This window comes from Porphyromonas gingivalis ATCC 33277 (genome assembly GCF_000010505.1).
Classification (GTDB): Bacteria; Bacteroidota; Bacteroidia; order Bacteroidales; family Porphyromonadaceae; genus Porphyromonas; species Porphyromonas gingivalis.
The window spans coordinates 414687-428805 of sequence record NC_010729.1 but is presented as its reverse complement, the minus strand read 5'-3'; the positions used below and the strand labels follow the sequence as shown (position 1 = coordinate 428805).

16 protein-coding genes, 2 tRNA genes and 2 pseudogenes are annotated in these 14119 nt (G+C 49.5%); 11 read left to right on the top strand and 9 right to left on the bottom strand.

All coding sequences use genetic code 11. The features are described from left to right. Window positions 1-45 precede the first annotated feature (45 nt). Window positions 46-2241, top strand: a complete 2196-nt coding sequence (gene rnr / locus PGN_RS01895; RefSeq protein WP_012457478.1) for a ribonuclease R — start codon at window positions 46-48, stop codon at window positions 2239-2241. A gap of 190 nt (window positions 2242-2431) precedes the next feature. On the opposite strand, the gene PGN_RS11745 is transcribed toward rnr, so the two are convergent. Continuing rightward, window positions 2432-2539, bottom strand: coding sequence for a DUF1661 domain-containing protein (locus PGN_RS11745; RefSeq protein ID WP_230484099.1), 108 nt, complete (start codon window positions 2537-2539; stop codon window positions 2432-2434). Between PGN_RS11745 and PGN_RS12300 the strand changes: the two genes are divergently transcribed. From PGN_RS12300 to PGN_RS01850, 9 genes are all read left to right on the top strand, one after another. Further along, window positions 2508-2615: a DUF1661 domain-containing protein gene (locus PGN_RS12300; protein WP_230493659.1), complete on the top strand. Its 108-nt coding sequence runs from the start codon at window positions 2508-2510 to the stop codon at window positions 2613-2615. The two genes, PGN_RS11745 and PGN_RS12300, sit on opposite strands and share 32 nt — an antisense overlap. 201 nt (window positions 2616-2816) lie before the next feature. Further along, window positions 2817-2888 (top strand) — tRNA-Glu (locus tag PGN_RS01885). Window positions 2889-2917: 29 nt separating this feature from the next. Continuing rightward, window positions 2918-3172 carry a 30S ribosomal protein S20 gene (gene rpsT / locus PGN_RS01880; protein ID WP_005874497.1) on the top strand — a complete coding sequence of 85 codons (255 nt, stop codon included), beginning with the start codon at window positions 2918-2920 and terminating at the stop codon, window positions 3170-3172. Window positions 3173-3236: 64 nt separating this feature from the next. Further along, a tRNA-Glu gene (locus tag PGN_RS01875) sits at window positions 3237-3308 on the top strand. A 281-nt stretch (window positions 3309-3589) separates the two neighbouring features. Continuing rightward, on the top strand, window positions 3590-4615 hold the full coding sequence (gene tsaD, locus PGN_RS01870) for a tRNA (adenosine(37)-N6)-threonylcarbamoyltransferase complex transferase subunit TsaD (protein ID WP_012457476.1): 1026 nt from the start codon (window positions 3590-3592) through the stop codon (window positions 4613-4615). After that, window positions 4615-5097, top strand: coding sequence for a CinA family protein (locus PGN_RS01865; protein WP_012457475.1), 483 nt, complete (start codon window positions 4615-4617; stop codon window positions 5095-5097). Before tsaD ends, PGN_RS01865 begins: the two co-directional genes overlap by 1 nt. A 32-nt stretch (window positions 5098-5129) precedes the next feature. Next, window positions 5130-6548 (top strand): PDZ domain-containing protein, encoded by a 1419-nt coding sequence (locus PGN_RS01860; protein ID WP_012457474.1) that lies wholly within the window; start codon window positions 5130-5132, stop codon window positions 6546-6548. 9 nt (window positions 6549-6557) lie between these two features. Then, window positions 6558-7421, top strand: a complete 864-nt coding sequence (locus PGN_RS01855) for a CvfB family protein (protein WP_012457473.1) — start codon at window positions 6558-6560, stop codon at window positions 7419-7421. A 33-nt stretch (window positions 7422-7454) separates the two neighbouring features. Then, on the top strand, window positions 7455-7946 hold the full coding sequence (locus PGN_RS01850) for a nucleoside deaminase (protein ID WP_005874481.1): 492 nt from the start codon (window positions 7455-7457) through the stop codon (window positions 7944-7946). A gap of 195 nt (window positions 7947-8141) precedes the next feature. Here PGN_RS01850 and tpx read toward each other — a convergent pair whose 3' ends face one another. The 3 genes from tpx to PGN_RS01835 all read right to left on the bottom strand — a co-directional run bounded on the left by tpx (window position 8142) and on the right by PGN_RS01835 (window position 9903). After that, on the bottom strand, window positions 8142-8645 hold the full coding sequence (tpx, locus tag PGN_RS01845) for a thiol peroxidase (protein WP_018964814.1): 504 nt from the start codon (window positions 8643-8645) through the stop codon (window positions 8142-8144). 81 nt (window positions 8646-8726) lie between these two features. Continuing rightward, a complete protein-coding gene (locus tag PGN_RS01840) occupies window positions 8727-9377 on the bottom strand; it encodes an O-methyltransferase (RefSeq protein ID WP_012457470.1) in 651 nt (216 codons plus the stop codon). Window positions 9378-9477: 100 nt separating this feature from the next. Next, complete coding sequence (locus PGN_RS01835; protein ID WP_012457469.1) at window positions 9478-9903, bottom strand: type II 3-dehydroquinate dehydratase; 426 nt, start codon at window positions 9901-9903, stop codon at window positions 9478-9480. A 117-nt stretch (window positions 9904-10020) separates the two neighbouring features. On the opposite strand from PGN_RS01835, the gene PGN_RS01830 reads away from it, so the two are divergent. Then, on the top strand, window positions 10021-10947 hold the full coding sequence (locus PGN_RS01830) for a site-specific tyrosine recombinase (protein WP_012457468.1): 927 nt from the start codon (window positions 10021-10023) through the stop codon (window positions 10945-10947). 39 nt (window positions 10948-10986) lie between these two features. On the opposite strand, the gene PGN_RS01825 is transcribed toward PGN_RS01830, so the two are convergent. The 5 genes and pseudogenes from PGN_RS01825 to PGN_RS01805 form a co-directional block, all read right to left on the bottom strand. Continuing rightward, window positions 10987-11424, bottom strand: coding sequence for a DUF695 domain-containing protein (locus PGN_RS01825; RefSeq protein ID WP_012457467.1), 438 nt, complete (start codon window positions 11422-11424; stop codon window positions 10987-10989). Continuing rightward, window positions 11421-12332, bottom strand: a complete 912-nt coding sequence (locus PGN_RS01820; RefSeq protein WP_012457466.1) for a bile acid:sodium symporter family protein — start codon at window positions 12330-12332, stop codon at window positions 11421-11423. The genes PGN_RS01825 and PGN_RS01820 overlap by 4 nt, the downstream gene beginning before the upstream one ends. Then, the gene (locus PGN_RS01815; protein ID WP_012457465.1) at window positions 12329-12883 is read right to left on the bottom strand and encodes an NUDIX domain-containing protein; all 555 of its coding nucleotides are present in this window, start codon (window positions 12881-12883) and stop codon (window positions 12329-12331) included. The genes PGN_RS01820 and PGN_RS01815 overlap by 4 nt, the downstream gene beginning before the upstream one ends. Then, a pseudogene (locus PGN_RS01810) lies at window positions 12868-13182 on the bottom strand (ROK family protein); the annotation flags it as partial. The gene PGN_RS01815 and the pseudogene PGN_RS01810, both read right to left, overlap by 16 nt. Window positions 13183-13426: 244 nt before the next feature. Then, window positions 13427-14074, bottom strand: a pseudogene (locus PGN_RS01805) (ROK family protein); the annotation flags it as partial. Window positions 14075-14119: the final 45 nt, after the last annotated feature.

The following is a 14119-nucleotide window of genomic DNA, read 5'->3' as shown; positions in this document are numbered from 1 at the left end:
TTCCCGATTATTGGCAGGGGGAGATGTTTCCGAACAAAAGAATCAATGAGTAAAAAGAAAGATAAAAGCAAGACTAAAGCCCGCAAGGGAGACGCTCCTCGCATCAACCGTGCCGGCCGCAGGAACAAGCGCATGACCAAGGAGGAGATGCGCAATGCCATTTTGGACATATTCCAAAGCAATCCTCAGAGCGTGATGAACTACAAGCAGGTAAGCCATCTGATGGGAGTAGAAGCTACACCACAAAAGCTAATGGTGAACTCCCTGATGGAAGACATGGCTGTGGATGACATCCTGCATGAGATAGAGCGCGGACGCTATCGGTACAATGCCTTGGGATTGATTGTCATAGGCACTTTTGAGCGTCGGTTCAATGGCCGCAATTCGTTTATTCCCGAAGGGGGCGGAACGCCCATTTTCATTGCCGAAAGAAATTCGGCACATGCCATGGACGGTGACAAAGTGAAAGTACAACTCTTTGCCAAACGTCGTGGTCGCGCGCCGGAAGCCGCCGTGATCGAGATCATAGAACAGAAGCAGGCCACTTTCGTCGGCAAGATCCAAATCAATAGAGACTTTGCTTTCCTTGTTACGGAAGATCGCACCTTAGCGAATGATATTTTCATCCCCAAGGACAACCTCGGCAACGCCAAAAACGGCGATAAGGTAATAGTCCGAATACTCGAATGGCCGGAGCAATCCAAGAATCCCATCGGAGAGGTACAAGCCGTATTGGGACCGGCCGGAGACAACGATGCCGAGATGAATGCCATTTTGGCCGAGTTCGGATTGCCTTATGTCTACCCCCAAGAGGTGGAAGAGGCAGCCGACCGTTTGGATGGGAAGATCACAGAAGAAGAGCTTGCCCGAAGAGAAGATTTTCGGTCGGTACTCACCTTCACCATTGACCCGAAGGATGCCAAGGACTTCGATGATGCCATATCGTTCCGTCCGCTGGAGGATGATTGCTATGAGGTAGGCGTACATATCGCCGATGTCTCGCACTACGTAACCGAGGGCGGGATCATAGATCAGGAAGCATACAACCGTGCCACAAGTATCTATCTCGTGGATCGCACCATCCCGATGCTCCCCGAACGCCTCTGCAACGACCTTTGTTCCCTCCGCCCCGACGAAGAGAAATATGCCTATAGCTGTATATTCCGGATGAATGACGAAGCCAAAGTATTGGATTATCGCATCTGCCACTCCGTGATCAAGAGCGACCGCCGGTTCGCCTACGAAGAGGCACAAGCCGTGATCGAGACCGGCGAAGGCGACTGCAAGGAGGCCATTCTCAAACTCAACGAGCTGGCACAGCGACTTCGCGAAGAACGATTCCAAAACGGAGCGATTGCTTTCGAAAGGAAAGAAGTCCGCTTCGAAATAGATGAGAAAGGTCGTCCTCTGGGTGTAATCGTGAAGGAGAGCAAGGAAGCCAACAAGCTGATCGAAGAGTTCATGCTTTTGGCCAATAGGACGGTAGCCCGACATATAGGAGAAGAGACCCAAGGGAAACGAGCCAAGACCTTCGTTTATCGTATCCACGACCTGCCCGATCCCGACAAATTGGAGACCTTGTCGGACTTCATCCGCCGATTCGGCTACAAGTTGCGCACCACAGGTAGTAATATGGAGGTAAGCAAGAGCATCAATTCGCTTCTGGACAACATCCAAAACAAACCGGAAGAAAATTTGATCTCTACCGTTGCCATACGCTCCATGGCTAAGGCCATTTACTCGACGGACAACATCGGCCACTACGGATTGGCATTCGATTTCTACACCCACTTCACTTCGCCCATTCGTCGCTATCCGGACTTGATGGTGCACCGATTGCTGACGAAATACCTTTCGGGTGGAAGTTCCGTAGACAAGAATGACTATGAGGAAAAGTGCAAGCATTCATCTGCAATGGAGCAATTGGCAGCTTCGGCCGAACGCGCTTCCATCAAATACAAACAGGTGGAGTTTATGTCCGAACACCTCGGCAAAGTATTCGATGGTGTAATATCGGGCGTCACCGAATGGGGGTTGTACGTAGAGCTGAAGGAAAATATGTGCGAAGGTCTCATACCCATCCGCTGTCTCGACGACGACTACTACGAGTACGACGACAAGAACTTCTGCCTCATCGGGCGTCGCTATCGTCACCGCTACAGTCTGGGCGATGCCATCACCGTACGTGTTGCTCAAGCCAATCTGGACAGAAAGCAACTCGACTTCGAACCCGTAAGCTAAACGATCCTGCGAAACCATCCATTTGCAGATCCTTTCTTCGCCGAATCCGGTGGCGTGGCTATACCCAAAAAGTAAGGCAATTTTCCACCGACCTCAGTCCTCTGTGCTCAAGCCGTTTGGTTTAGATGGCCAAGCCCTCTGACAAAACTCTCTACCACCTCCGATACAAAATCAGCGAGAGGGGGCATACTCATCTTGCACGCTTTTTCGTTCGTAAATTTTGCCGAGTATAGCTCCGCAAAACGTGGTCTGAGAATTTTTTCGTTTTGGTTCGGGAACAAAAAAATTCTCGAACCAAAACGAAATTTTTTTCGCGCGTGTTTTCAGGATTTCCGGAACCACTTTCTTCTGATTTGCGGTTCGTCTTTTCCTGACCGATCGCACTCTTTAAGAATACCAAGAAGCCTCTTCGGACTATATCTTGTGTGGAGCTCTTGGAAAAGGCAATGGAAAATGAAGAGACAAAAGCACCGAAACTTACGTGGTGCAGAAGCAAAATCGTTTGGCAATTTCAGATTTAATACTACCTTTGCAAACGCAAAACGGATTTTTGTCTTTTGCTAAGAACATCCGGAGGCCCATTCGTCTATCGGTTAGGACGCAAGATTTTCATTCTTGAAAGAGGGGTTCGACTCCCCTATGGGCTACAGAATTAAAATTATCACAAGAGAAAGATATGGCAAATCATATTTCATCAGAAAAGCGAATTCGTCAGACAAATGCACGCAGACTGCACAATCGTTACTATGCCCGTACGGCTCGTAATGCAGTGAAAGCGTTCCGTGCACTGACGGACCGTACTGAAGCTGAAAAGAAATACCCCGTATTGGCATCGATGCTTGATCGCTTGGCCGGCAAGAATATTATTCACAAGAATAAAGCCGCCAATCTGAAGTCAAAGCTCGCTCGCCGCATCAATACATTAGCGTAAGGGAAGACTATCTCCCTCTGCTCGTACTTGTCTGCGAAGCGGAGACGAGTGTCAGGCTCGGTTTGGCCCATTCGTCTATCGGTTAGGACGCAAGATTTTCATTCTTGAAAGAGGGGTTCGATTCCCCTATGGGCTACACGCAGAACGAATAACAGTTCCCATACGAAGGCTGTGTCAAAGGATTACCCCCTTTATGACACAGCCTTAGTCGTTTTGCAGTCTATACTCAACTGAGAAGAGGCCGGAATTTCCTCTAAGAGAGGTATCTCCCATGGTTCGGATGTCTGTTCCATTCCATTATTCTCTTCGTTTTCTCATGGCAGTACCTTATCACAATTGAAAACAGCAACACTCGGAGGAAGAATTGGCTCAAACAAGGTTTTATTCGTTTTTTTGCAGATAGAAAAAGAGACAGCAATGAAGAAAGACATTATCATATTGGGGATCGAAAGCTCCTGTGACGACACCTCTGCAGCCGTGGTCAGGAAAGAAACTATGCTTAGCAACGTGATCGCGGGACAGGCCGTACACAATGCCTACGGGGGAGTGGTTCCCGAACTGGCATCGCGTGCGCATCAGCAGAACATTGTCCCGGTAGTCAGCGAAGCTATCAAACGTGCCGACATTCGCAAAGAAGAAATTGATGCCATCGCTTTCACTCGTGGACCGGGTTTGCTGGGATCGCTCCTTGTAGGCACCAGCTTTGCCAAGGGATTGTCTCTTTCCTTGGGCATTCCGATGCTGGAAGTCAATCATCTTCATGCCCATGTCCTGGCCAACTTTCTTCGTGAGCCGGGTGAGGAGTCACAGCATCCCTCTTTCCCATTCCTGTGCTTGTTGGTTTCAGGGGGCAACTCTCAGATTATTCTGGTTCGCTCCCCTTACGATATGGAGGTAATAGGACAGACGATCGACGATGCAGCCGGAGAGGCTTTCGACAAATGTGCCAAGGTGATGGGGTTGGGTTATCCCGGAGGCCCCATCGTCAATAAGTTGGCTTCCGAGGGCAACCCCGATGCTTTCCGCTTTGCCCGTCCTCATGTGTCCGGTTACGACTATAGCTTCAGCGGACTCAAGACATCATTCCTCTATACTCTGCGCGACAAACTGGTCGAAGATCCCGACTTCATCGAAAAGAACAAGGCCGATCTGTGCGCATCTCTTCAGCACACGGTCATAGACATCTTGATGAAGAAACTTCGCCAAGCGGCCAAAGATCATAGCATCAAACAAGTGGCCTTGGCCGGCGGTGTATCGGCCAATACCGGACTGCGCGATGCTTTTCATGACCATGCCCGACGTTATGGCTGGACTGTATTCATTCCCAAATTCGCCTATACAACGGACAATGCTGCTATGGTAGCCATTTCCGGATACTATAAGTACTTGCAGGGCGATTTCTGCCCCATCGATGCTGTTCCATTCTCGCGCATCACGGTCTGATGGATAATCCCGTTATTTCCGAACTGGCGAAGCTCTTGACTGAGCGAGGTCTTACATTGGCTACTGCCGAGAGTTGTACCGGAGGGACTATTGCTTCGGCTCTAACTCATTGCCCGGGAGCCTCGACTTTTTTCAGAGGTTCGGTCGTGGCATATCAGAACGACATCAAAATACGCCTTTTGGGAGTGTCCCAAGCCGATATTGAGAGCCATACAGTAGTCAGCGAGCCTGTGGCACGCAGTATGGCTGTGGGTGTTTGCCGCCTGCTTGATGCCAATATAGGAATTGCGACTACGGGAATAGCCGGACCTTCGGGCGGTTCGGATCAGGTGCCGGTCGGCACAGTTTGGATCGCTCTTGTCATCGGTGAGGACACTTTCGCGCACTGTCTGCATCTTAGCGGTACTCGTGAGGAGGTTATCGCTCAGGCCACCGATCAGGCACTTTTGACTATATTTGACCTCTGTAAAAACAAATTGTGACCGGTATAAATCCAATAAAAATATCAGCAGAAATGAAGATGAATCGTTTATTTGCTATAGCAATCGCTACATTGTTTTCAGCAACAGCGACCTCGGCCCAGTCCGCAACGGGGAGCGATCAGGTCTGTCGCATCGGTATGCAGTACCAAATCAGCTATAATGAGCATTGGGGTGCCAATAGGCCTGTTATCATCACGGTAGAGCCGGGCAGTGCTGCCGATGTGGCGGGACTCAAACCCGGCGATGTCATTGAAAAAGTGGACGGAAAGGCTACTGCTTCGCTGGACGAAGTGGATTTTCAGAAGCTCCTGATCAGTGGAAACACGACCCGACTGGAGGTCTCCGATCTGTCGGGGACCAAGCAAATCACCTTAGGACGTGACTGCCAGTCTCGGTATATTCTGTCCGAACGTCAGTTGGCACGCTCTTTCAGCTTCTATAGCTTGCAGGATGCCAGCGATCGCCGTATCGTGCGTCCATACAAAGTCAAGACATCGACCAAAGCGGACTTTACCAATCTGCGTACATACTCTTTCGCAGCTTCTTCGCCCGACAACGAGGAGATCGATATAGCTGTCTACAAAGAAGTGGGCAAATATCTGAGTGCCATGGGAATGAAGGAGACGCTAAACAATCCCGATGTAATCGTCGATTGTTATTATCTGTTCGACAACAACAAGCTCTTTACCTCATTCAATAGTTCCGCCCCTCATAATTCTTGGCAGTATTCTCCGCGTGACAAGAGGATGATATCGATCCCCATTATGCCGGCCGGCACACAGGAGATCAATGCTCCTTATGTAATCCAGCTCGGCGTACGGCTGATCAATGCCAGGAACAATCTCCAAATTTTCTGGCAATGCGAGTCTAATGATTTCCTTTCCACACCTTTGGAGTTGGCAGAATATGCGCGATACAACGTGCCTTTGATGATGATGGAATTCCCGTTTATTCGCTATCGTGAGAACCCGACGTTCCGTCTGCGGAGTCAGCGTTACTTCTATACGGGGCTGTACTATCAGGCCAACGACCTTTCGCTCGTGGCAGCAGTCGACCCCGACTCTCCGGCAGCGAAGGCAGGGCTGAAAGCCGGAGACCGTATCATCAGTATCAACGGTATTCCTGCTTTGTCCGGATCCGAAGAGTATTCCTCTGCTTATAAAGAGTTCATCAAAAAGAGCATGAAGTACCGTACTGAGGAGGACATCTTCACCGATGCCAATGGTTTGGCCGGGTGTCGTTATTGGTCACCCAAGAACTACGAGAAGATTGCACGCATGATGGCACAGCCCAAATACAAGCCGGCTTTTGCCTATCTTTTCTTCTTCCGTTCGTACGTAAACGACCAGCAGATTACTTCGTGCGTCTTTCAGGTGCAGCGCGATGGTATGCCCGAATCTATTTTGGTGCAACCCGTCCTGCGCGACGAATCGTCAGTTACGCTTGAGTAATCCCGGAGGATGAAGCGGAGCAAATACCAGCTCGGACGCATAGGTCGTCTGATCATCGACCGTATCGTATCCATCGGGGCATATCTCGATGGAGGCGATACGGATATTTTGTTGCCCAATCGCTACCTCCCCTCAGATGCTGCACCTGGTATGGAAGTGGAGGTATTCGTCTATCACGACAATGAAGGCAGACTCATCGCCACCACCATGCGGCCGCTTGTCGAAGTGGGACAGGTGGCTCTACTGCATGCCGTCTCCGTCACAGATAGTGGGGCGTATATGGAATGGGGCATACACAAGGATCTCTTCGTTCCTTTTCGAGAACAGACGCAGCTCATTCGAGAAGGCGGACGCTATTTCGTCTATGCTTATATCGATCATGTGAGCGGTAAGATCGTTGGCTCGGCGAAATTGTCCAAACATTTGGGCAACATTCCCCCATCCTACTCCCCTGGGGACGAGGTGTCAGCACTGGTTTACGAACGAATCGATCCGGGTTATCGCATGATCGTGGATCATACCCATTGGGGGATGATCTATTCCGATACGCTACCGATGCCTTTGGCTATCGGGGCACAAGTGAAAGCTTTCGTGATTCGCCTCCGTGACGATGGTAAAATCGACCTCTCGCTCAAACCGATAGGCTATGACCGTATTGACTCCGAGAGCGAACGACTGCTACACATGCTCCAAAGAAGAGGCGGTCGGCTTCCCATCGGGGATAAGAGTTCGCCCGAGGAAATTATGCAACATACCGGTATGAGCAAGAAAACGTTCAAAATGGCTGTCGGAATGCTCTATCGTCGCCGTTTGATCGGGATCGCTCCTACGGCAATCGCTCTGAACGAAACTGTATCTACTCCTGAAGCATAAGCCGACAAACCTACCGGAAGCAAACAATTGAACATGCACAATACAATGAATCATACGGAACAGGATAAGGAGATGATGCGCGAAGCGATCCGATTGGCCGACGAAAGCGTTGCCAATGGAGGGGGGCCCTTTGGTGCTGTGATAGTAAAAGATGGAGAGATCATTGCAGCGACGAGCAATCGTGTGACCCTCGACAATGACCCCACAGCGCATGCAGAAGTGAATTGTATTCGTATGGCTTGTAAGCGGCTCGGCACTTTCGATCTTTCAGGATGTACCATTTATACTTCATGCGAGCCGTGTCCGATGTGCCTCGGAGCCATCTATTGGGCACGCATAGATCGGATTTTCTATGGCAACAATCGGCAGGATGCTGCCGATATAGGATTCGATGACGATTTTATCTATCAAGAGCTGGCTCGTCCTATGGATAACCGCTCTACTCCGATCATCCCGATACTGCAGGATGAAGCACTCCATTCTTTTCGTCTTTGGACAGAAAAAACGGATAAGACCAAATACTAAAGGCTTTCCGACCCATTGATTTCAGGCTCCTTCCGACCTCTCTCTTCACAATTTACAGCCATTCCTCCAACCTTTTTCTTTTATGATAAAAAGAGAGAAGCGCATCGAAACGGTTTGGTAGATACTGAAAATGGAATCGGGGCTGTGCCAATGAAATTGAACACAGCCCCGAAAATATTTGATATTTGAACGAAATTACTTCAGTGCAGCGATAGCAGCTTCATAATTCGGCTCTTGAGTGATCTCGGGAACAAGCTCTTCGTAAATGATCTTACCGTTTTCGTCCACCACAACGACGGCACGAGCCAAGAGACCTTTCAAAGGGCCATCGGTCATCAACAGACCATAACCCTTCTCAAAGCAGTCGCAGCGGAAAGCTGAAACGGTGATAACCTTGTCCAGACCTTCGGCACCACAGAAGCGAGCCTGTGCAAAAGGCAGGTCCTTGGAAAGGCAGAGTACTACCGTATTGTCCAAAGAAGATGCTTCCTGATTGAAACGGCGTACGCTGGCTGCACAGACACCTGTATCTATACTGGGGAATATGTTGATTACCACTCTTTTTCCTTTGAATTCCGAGAGCGATACTTCGCTCAAATCAGCCTTCACGGCTTTGAAGTCGGGAGCAACTGAACCTACGCCCGGGAGCTGTCCATTAGTATTGATGTTGATTTTGCCTTGTAATGTTACTGTTGCCATAACTGATAATGCTGTTAGAAATATTTTTAGACTCATTGTAATCATATCTTTATTCCTAAAACAAGGAGTTCGTCTTATTGTTCATCGTACACGAATCATGCTCAACCCGTCGCGCATCGGAACTATCAAGTTCTCCACACGTTCATCCTGCAAGACCTTTTCGTTGAAGCGAAGGATACCCTGTGTCTGGCTATCGGTCGGAAGAGGCTCGGCCACCACTTTACCGTCCCACAGCGTATTATCGGCCAGGATGAGTGCTCCGGGAGGCAGGTGGTCTATGATCATTTCATAGTAAAGGGTGTATTGTCTCTTGTCTGCATCCATATAAATCAGATCGAAGCGTTCGTTCTTGACCAGGTCCGGTAGTAGATCCAAGGCCTCCCCAATATGTAATCTGATCTTACCCCCCAAATCCGATGCCTCCAGATAGCGGCGGATGAAGTCCTCCATCTCGTCGTCGCGCTCCAGTGTGTGGAGCAGTCCGTCCGGAGTCAATCCCTCTGCCAAGCAGAGAGAGGCATAGCCGGTATAGGTGCCGATCTCCAAGATCCGGCGTGGTCTCATCAGATGAGAGATCATCGACAAAAAACGTCCCTGCAGGTGTCCGGAGAGCATCCGCGGACGCATCAGGTGCAGATGAGCATCCCGATCCAACTTTTGCAAGAGGGGCGGTTCGGCCGATGTGTGTGTCGCAATATATTCGTCGATGGTCATACTCCTTAGCGTTTGCATGAGATCTGATATTTGACCAGATCTATTTCCAGAGCAGTATTAGTCTGTAAAGATATGGGCCTAATGATTTCTCAGACCCATCGTTTTGTATGCCGTAGCTTTATTCTCTGACCAGAAAGTCTACTGCCAACCGGTAACTCTCCAGACCGAAACCTGATATGACTCCCCGACAAGCCGGCGCGATCATCGACTGCCGGCGGTATTCCTCGCGTGCAAAGATGGAGCTGATATGTACCTCCACTACAGGGATGCTGATGGCTCGGATGGCATCCAGCAAGGCAATGGACGTGTGCGTATAACCACCGGCATTGAGCACTACCCCCACGGCACCGCTTTGCTCGGCGCGGTAAAGGGCATCGATCAGCTCGCCCTCATGGTTGCTATGATAGTAAGAGATGGTAGCATCGGGATAAAGGTCTCGCAAATCTTCGAGATAAGCATCGAACGAACGAGTGCCGTAGATTTCCGGTTCTCGCTTGCCCAGCGACGCCAGATTGGGGCCATTGATAATGTGTATAAGCTTCATAACGATTGTTTATCTTTGGGAGGCAGAGCCATAAAAAAACGGCTTACGGCGCAGACTCTCGTTCCGGTGTGTGCATAGGTTGGCACACAACCTCTACAAAGGTATAGATATTTGACAATGATAGAAGATAGCCTTTCCAAGCGTTACAAGTCCTACCTCAGTTTGGAGCTTCACCTGACGCCCAACAGTGTGGATGCTTACTTAAAGGATTTGAGCAAGTTAGACTCTTATCTCACGGCTGAAAACATCTCTTTTCGAGAGGTTTCGTATGAAAATCTTCAACATTTTGTAGCCGAATTGTATGACCTCGGCATCAGTGCGCGTTCGATAGCGCGTATCATCAGCGGCGTCAAGAGCTTCTTCCGCTTCCTCGTTTTGGAAGAGTATATCGAAGCGGATCCTACCGAGTTGCTCGAAGGCCCTCGCATCGGTGTCCATCTGCCTACGGTATTGACCATCGAAGAGGTCGATCGATTGATCGGAGCGATCGATCCGGCAGCTCAGGGAGCCCAACGCAATCGCGCCATTCTGGAAATACTCTATAGCTGTGGTCTGCGTGTCAGCGAACTGACTTCTTTGAAATTCAGCAATCTCTTCCTCAACGAATCATTTTTGCGTATCGATGGCAAAGGGCGCAAACAGCGTCTTGTACCCATGAGCGAGACTGCTATCACCGAGCTGAAGCGGTATCTGTCCGATCCCGAACGCCCGACCCCTGTTCTTGGACAGGAGGAGTACGTGTTTCTGAGCAATCGCGGCAAAGCCATCTCCCGCATCATGGTTTTCGTCATGATCAAGAAGCTGGCAGAAGAAGCCGGTATAACGAAGAGTATCAGCCCCCATACATTCCGTCACAGCTTTGCCACCCATCTGCTCGAGGGAGGAGCTAATCTGCAGGCCATTCAGCTCATGCTTGGCCATGAGAACATTGCCACGACAGAGATCTATACCCATATCGACAGGGAAACTCTCCGGCATGAAATCGAGACCTACCATCCGCGCAATCAATCCTATCGTCGATCCGGTTCCGAAGCTGACCAATAAGAAAATAGCTCCCCTCGCCACAGAGAGATGGCATAATGGCTATATCGAATTTTCGTCTTTCATGGAGAGCATATCGAGGTACTCTTCCCAGTCGGTATCGACTTCGCATTCTATCTCCAGCGGTAATGTTTCGTAAGGGGCCAACACCTCATTGAGCCGTTCGCCGAATACTCGTTCAGTACGGGCATAATAGACCCAATACTTTGTTCCGCCTCCGGTATAGTTGCCTGTCATGATGGCCAACTTGTCCTTTTCCATAGCCTTACGGATGAGCAGCTCGATCTCTTCGATCTGTTTGCCTGCCGATTCTGTAGGCAGACCTTGTTCGTCGGCTTCGTAAGACCAGCGTATTTCGATTCGGATTTTCAGCTTGCCACTCAGTCGGAATTCGTCAAGCTCCAAGCGTCCATTGACGAATACTATGTTGCCCTTCTCATCCTCACTGATGGAAGTAAACCATCGGTCTGTTAGTTTCATTGTCTGTCGGTTTTATTCTTTCGTTTATCGTATAGCCAGATTTGGATGGAATTGAGCGAATTTTGCCATACCACATAGCTTGCAGGTGCGATAGAAGCTATCGGATTCAAATAGGTAAGCGACATCCAAATGGCAAGCGAAGTGTTTTTTTGCCCCAATGCCTGGCCGGCCGTAATGCTTTCTTTCAAATATCGTTTGCTTAGCCACTTGCCCAACCCGAACTGCAGCAAACAGCTTAGCAGACCACCCAACGCCAACAGCAGTTCCAAACGGATGCTGTCGGAGCCTTGTGCTATCACATAGCCTGTCGTTTTGGCCATGATGATAGCCAGCGAGGCAACCCATAGCCAAAAAGCCATTTGGGGAATGCGCAGAAGCCGGGCATGTGTCCGAGGGGTCGTGAAACGAATGATCCAAGCAGCCAATAGAGGAACCACTACCAGAGGCAAGACACCCCAAAGAATATGGATGACGGAAGACCAAAACGGCATATCGGCATGTGCCGTACTCAGCGAAGAAAACAGCAAAGGCCCCAATACCGCTACTCCCATGTGGGTAAGCAGCACATACGTAGCACCGAAGGCGATATTGCCTCCGAGCATTCCGATGATGACGGACGAAGCCGTGGCAGCAGGACAGATAAAGCAGATCATAACGCCTTCTGCCACGATGGGATCGAGCAACCTAAAAGCGAAAAATCCTCCTATAGCGAGTGTAATTTGTATAAGGGCTAACAGCAGATGCAGTCGGGAGAAGTGCATATCCCGAGGAGAGATCTTTAAGAAGGTAAAGAAGAGCATCAGAAAGATCATGTAGGGTATCAGAAAAGAAAGCGGCGACAGTATAGGCCATGCCAATACCCCCAAAGCCATGGCAATGGGTAGTGCCAGATTTTTGAGGATCTTCATCGATTTTGATTCTTTTTTCGGGCTAACCAACGCCCCACAGCCTGATGTATGGATTCCAATCCGAAGTCTTCAAGGGTTATATCGTCCGGAGCCAATATCACCAATTCGGCTGCATCATCACTTGCTATGGCTGAGGAAAAATCAGAAACTTGAGCTGCAAAAAACAAATCGGCCGTATGGACGCGCATCCCTCCGTAGGGATAGATATTGGGAAGCGAGAAAAGATAAGATACTGCTTCGACTTCTATTCCTGTCTCCTCACGGATCTCTCTGATGATACCCTCTTCTGCCGTTTCGTCCATATCCATAAAGCCGCCGGGCAAATCGAGTGTGCCTTTGGCCGGATCTTTGGCTCGGCGCACGGCCAATAGTCTGCCCGCACTATCGGTAATGAAACAAGCCGTCGCAGCAGAAGGATTGGCATAATAAATCAATCCGCACTTCGGACACGATTTGGCTTTCGGGTTTCTCTCCGCAAAACCATCGTTTCCGCAGCGCGGACAGTATCTGAAAGGTGCGAGCGGATGCTCAGCGTTTATTTTGCCTCCCATCCCAAAGCACTTGCCCCGAGCACAGCGGCATCGCTCTCTTTGAGCTGAGAGAAGAGCAGCTTGGTCTTCCCTCGGTAGATATTCAGCACATTCTTTTCCATGTGGTGGCGGATCGGATTCATCAGCAGGTCACCTGCTTTGGTAAGACCACCGAAGAGGATGATCGCTTCCGGACTGGAGAATGTAACGAAGTCGGCAAAAGCCTCTCCGAGGATGGCTCCCGTAGTCTCGAATATCTCTTGAGCAAGGCCATCGCCACTGATAGCTGCATCGTAAACATCTTTCGAAGTGATCAGATCACGCCAGTTCGATCTAAGCGAACATACCATAAAAATAACAAGTAGCTGTAAATCATACTCTTTTGTGATTCTCCGGCTGCATAATGATCGGGAAGAAGGGGCGGCTTCTAAGTCATTGGGTTTCAGATGTAGATAAAAAGCCATCTGAAAGCAATATAAGTGCCTGAAAAACACTGTGTGGAAAATAAAACACACTAATAACCAATGTGTTGTGCCATTTCTTTATATCGAACTCACGTATCAGATCGGGCTGAATGTTCCGGAGCAAGCTCTTGTCCGAACGGATGTCCAGATATTCACGAGCTGTACGGGCTACTCCTGTAGCAGAGGTGTAAGTCTCGAGACAGCCCTGTCTGCCACAACCGCACATGCGACCATTGCGGCGAACGATCATGTGTCCCAGCTCACCGGCAAATCCATCGTGTCCGTACACCAAGCTGCCATTGACTACTATGCCGCTTCCGACCCCCGTACCGAGCGTGATAACGATGAAGTCCTTCATGCCACGAGCTGCTCCATAGGTCATCTCCCCGATGGCAGCAGCATTGGCATCATTGGTCAGTGTCGTGGGGATACCTAATGAATCGGTGAGCATTTGGGCGAAGGGTATTTTGGTCTGTTTCCAAGGCAAATTGGGCGCAAACTCGATCGATCCGGTATAATAGTTTCCATTGGGAGCACCTACACCGATACCCTTTATCTTCTCTTTCCCTCCTACCTGTTCGATCAACTGATTGATGCCGGCAGTCAGATCTTTGATATAATCGTTCAGATCGTTGTGCGCTCCGGTCTTGATGGACGAACTTATAACCAAATTGCCACGAGCGTCCACCACTCCGAATACGGTGTTGGTACCGCCTACATCCACTCCTAATACATAAGGCTTTTCCATTGAAATAGTGTCTTTTAGATATTTCACTTTAGCTATATCCGCAAA

Bases quoted from the DNA above. Each gene is read 5' to 3' on its own strand.
- PGN_RS01835 (WP_012457469.1), bottom strand. From the start codon at position 9,903: ATGAAGCTTATACACATTATCAATGGCCCCAATCTGGCGTCGCTGGGC.
- PGN_RS01860 (WP_012457474.1), top strand. From the start codon at position 5,130: ATGAAGATGAATCGTTTATTTGCTATAGCAATCGCTACATTGTTTTCA.
- PGN_RS01840 (WP_012457470.1), bottom strand. From the start codon at position 9,377: ATGCAAACGCTAAGGAGTATGACCATCGACGAATATATTGCGACACAC.
- PGN_RS01850 (WP_005874481.1), top strand. From the start codon at position 7,455: ATGCACAATACAATGAATCATACGGAACAGGATAAGGAGATGATGCGC.
- PGN_RS01830 (WP_012457468.1), top strand. From the start codon at position 10,021: ATGATAGAAGATAGCCTTTCCAAGCGTTACAAGTCCTACCTCAGTTTG.
- rnr (WP_012457478.1), top strand. From the start codon at position 46: ATGAGTAAAAAGAAAGATAAAAGCAAGACTAAAGCCCGCAAGGGAGAC.
- PGN_RS01815 (WP_012457465.1), bottom strand. From the start codon at position 12,883: ATGGGAGGCAAAATAAACGCTGAGCATCCGCTCGCACCTTTCAGATAC.
- rpsT (WP_005874497.1), top strand. From the start codon at position 2,918: ATGGCAAATCATATTTCATCAGAAAAGCGAATTCGTCAGACAAATGCA.
- PGN_RS01820 (WP_012457466.1), bottom strand. From the start codon at position 12,332: ATGAAGATCCTCAAAAATCTGGCACTACCCATTGCCATGGCTTTGGGG.
- PGN_RS01855 (WP_012457473.1), top strand. From the start codon at position 6,558: ATGAAGCGGAGCAAATACCAGCTCGGACGCATAGGTCGTCTGATCATC.
- tpx (WP_018964814.1), bottom strand. From the start codon at position 8,645: ATGGCAACAGTAACATTACAAGGCAAAATCAACATCAATACTAATGGA.
- PGN_RS01865 (WP_012457475.1), top strand. From the start codon at position 4,615: ATGGATAATCCCGTTATTTCCGAACTGGCGAAGCTCTTGACTGAGCGA.
- PGN_RS01825 (WP_012457467.1), bottom strand. From the start codon at position 11,424: ATGAAACTAACAGACCGATGGTTTACTTCCATCAGTGAGGATGAGAAG.
- tsaD (WP_012457476.1), top strand. From the start codon at position 3,590: ATGAAGAAAGACATTATCATATTGGGGATCGAAAGCTCCTGTGACGAC.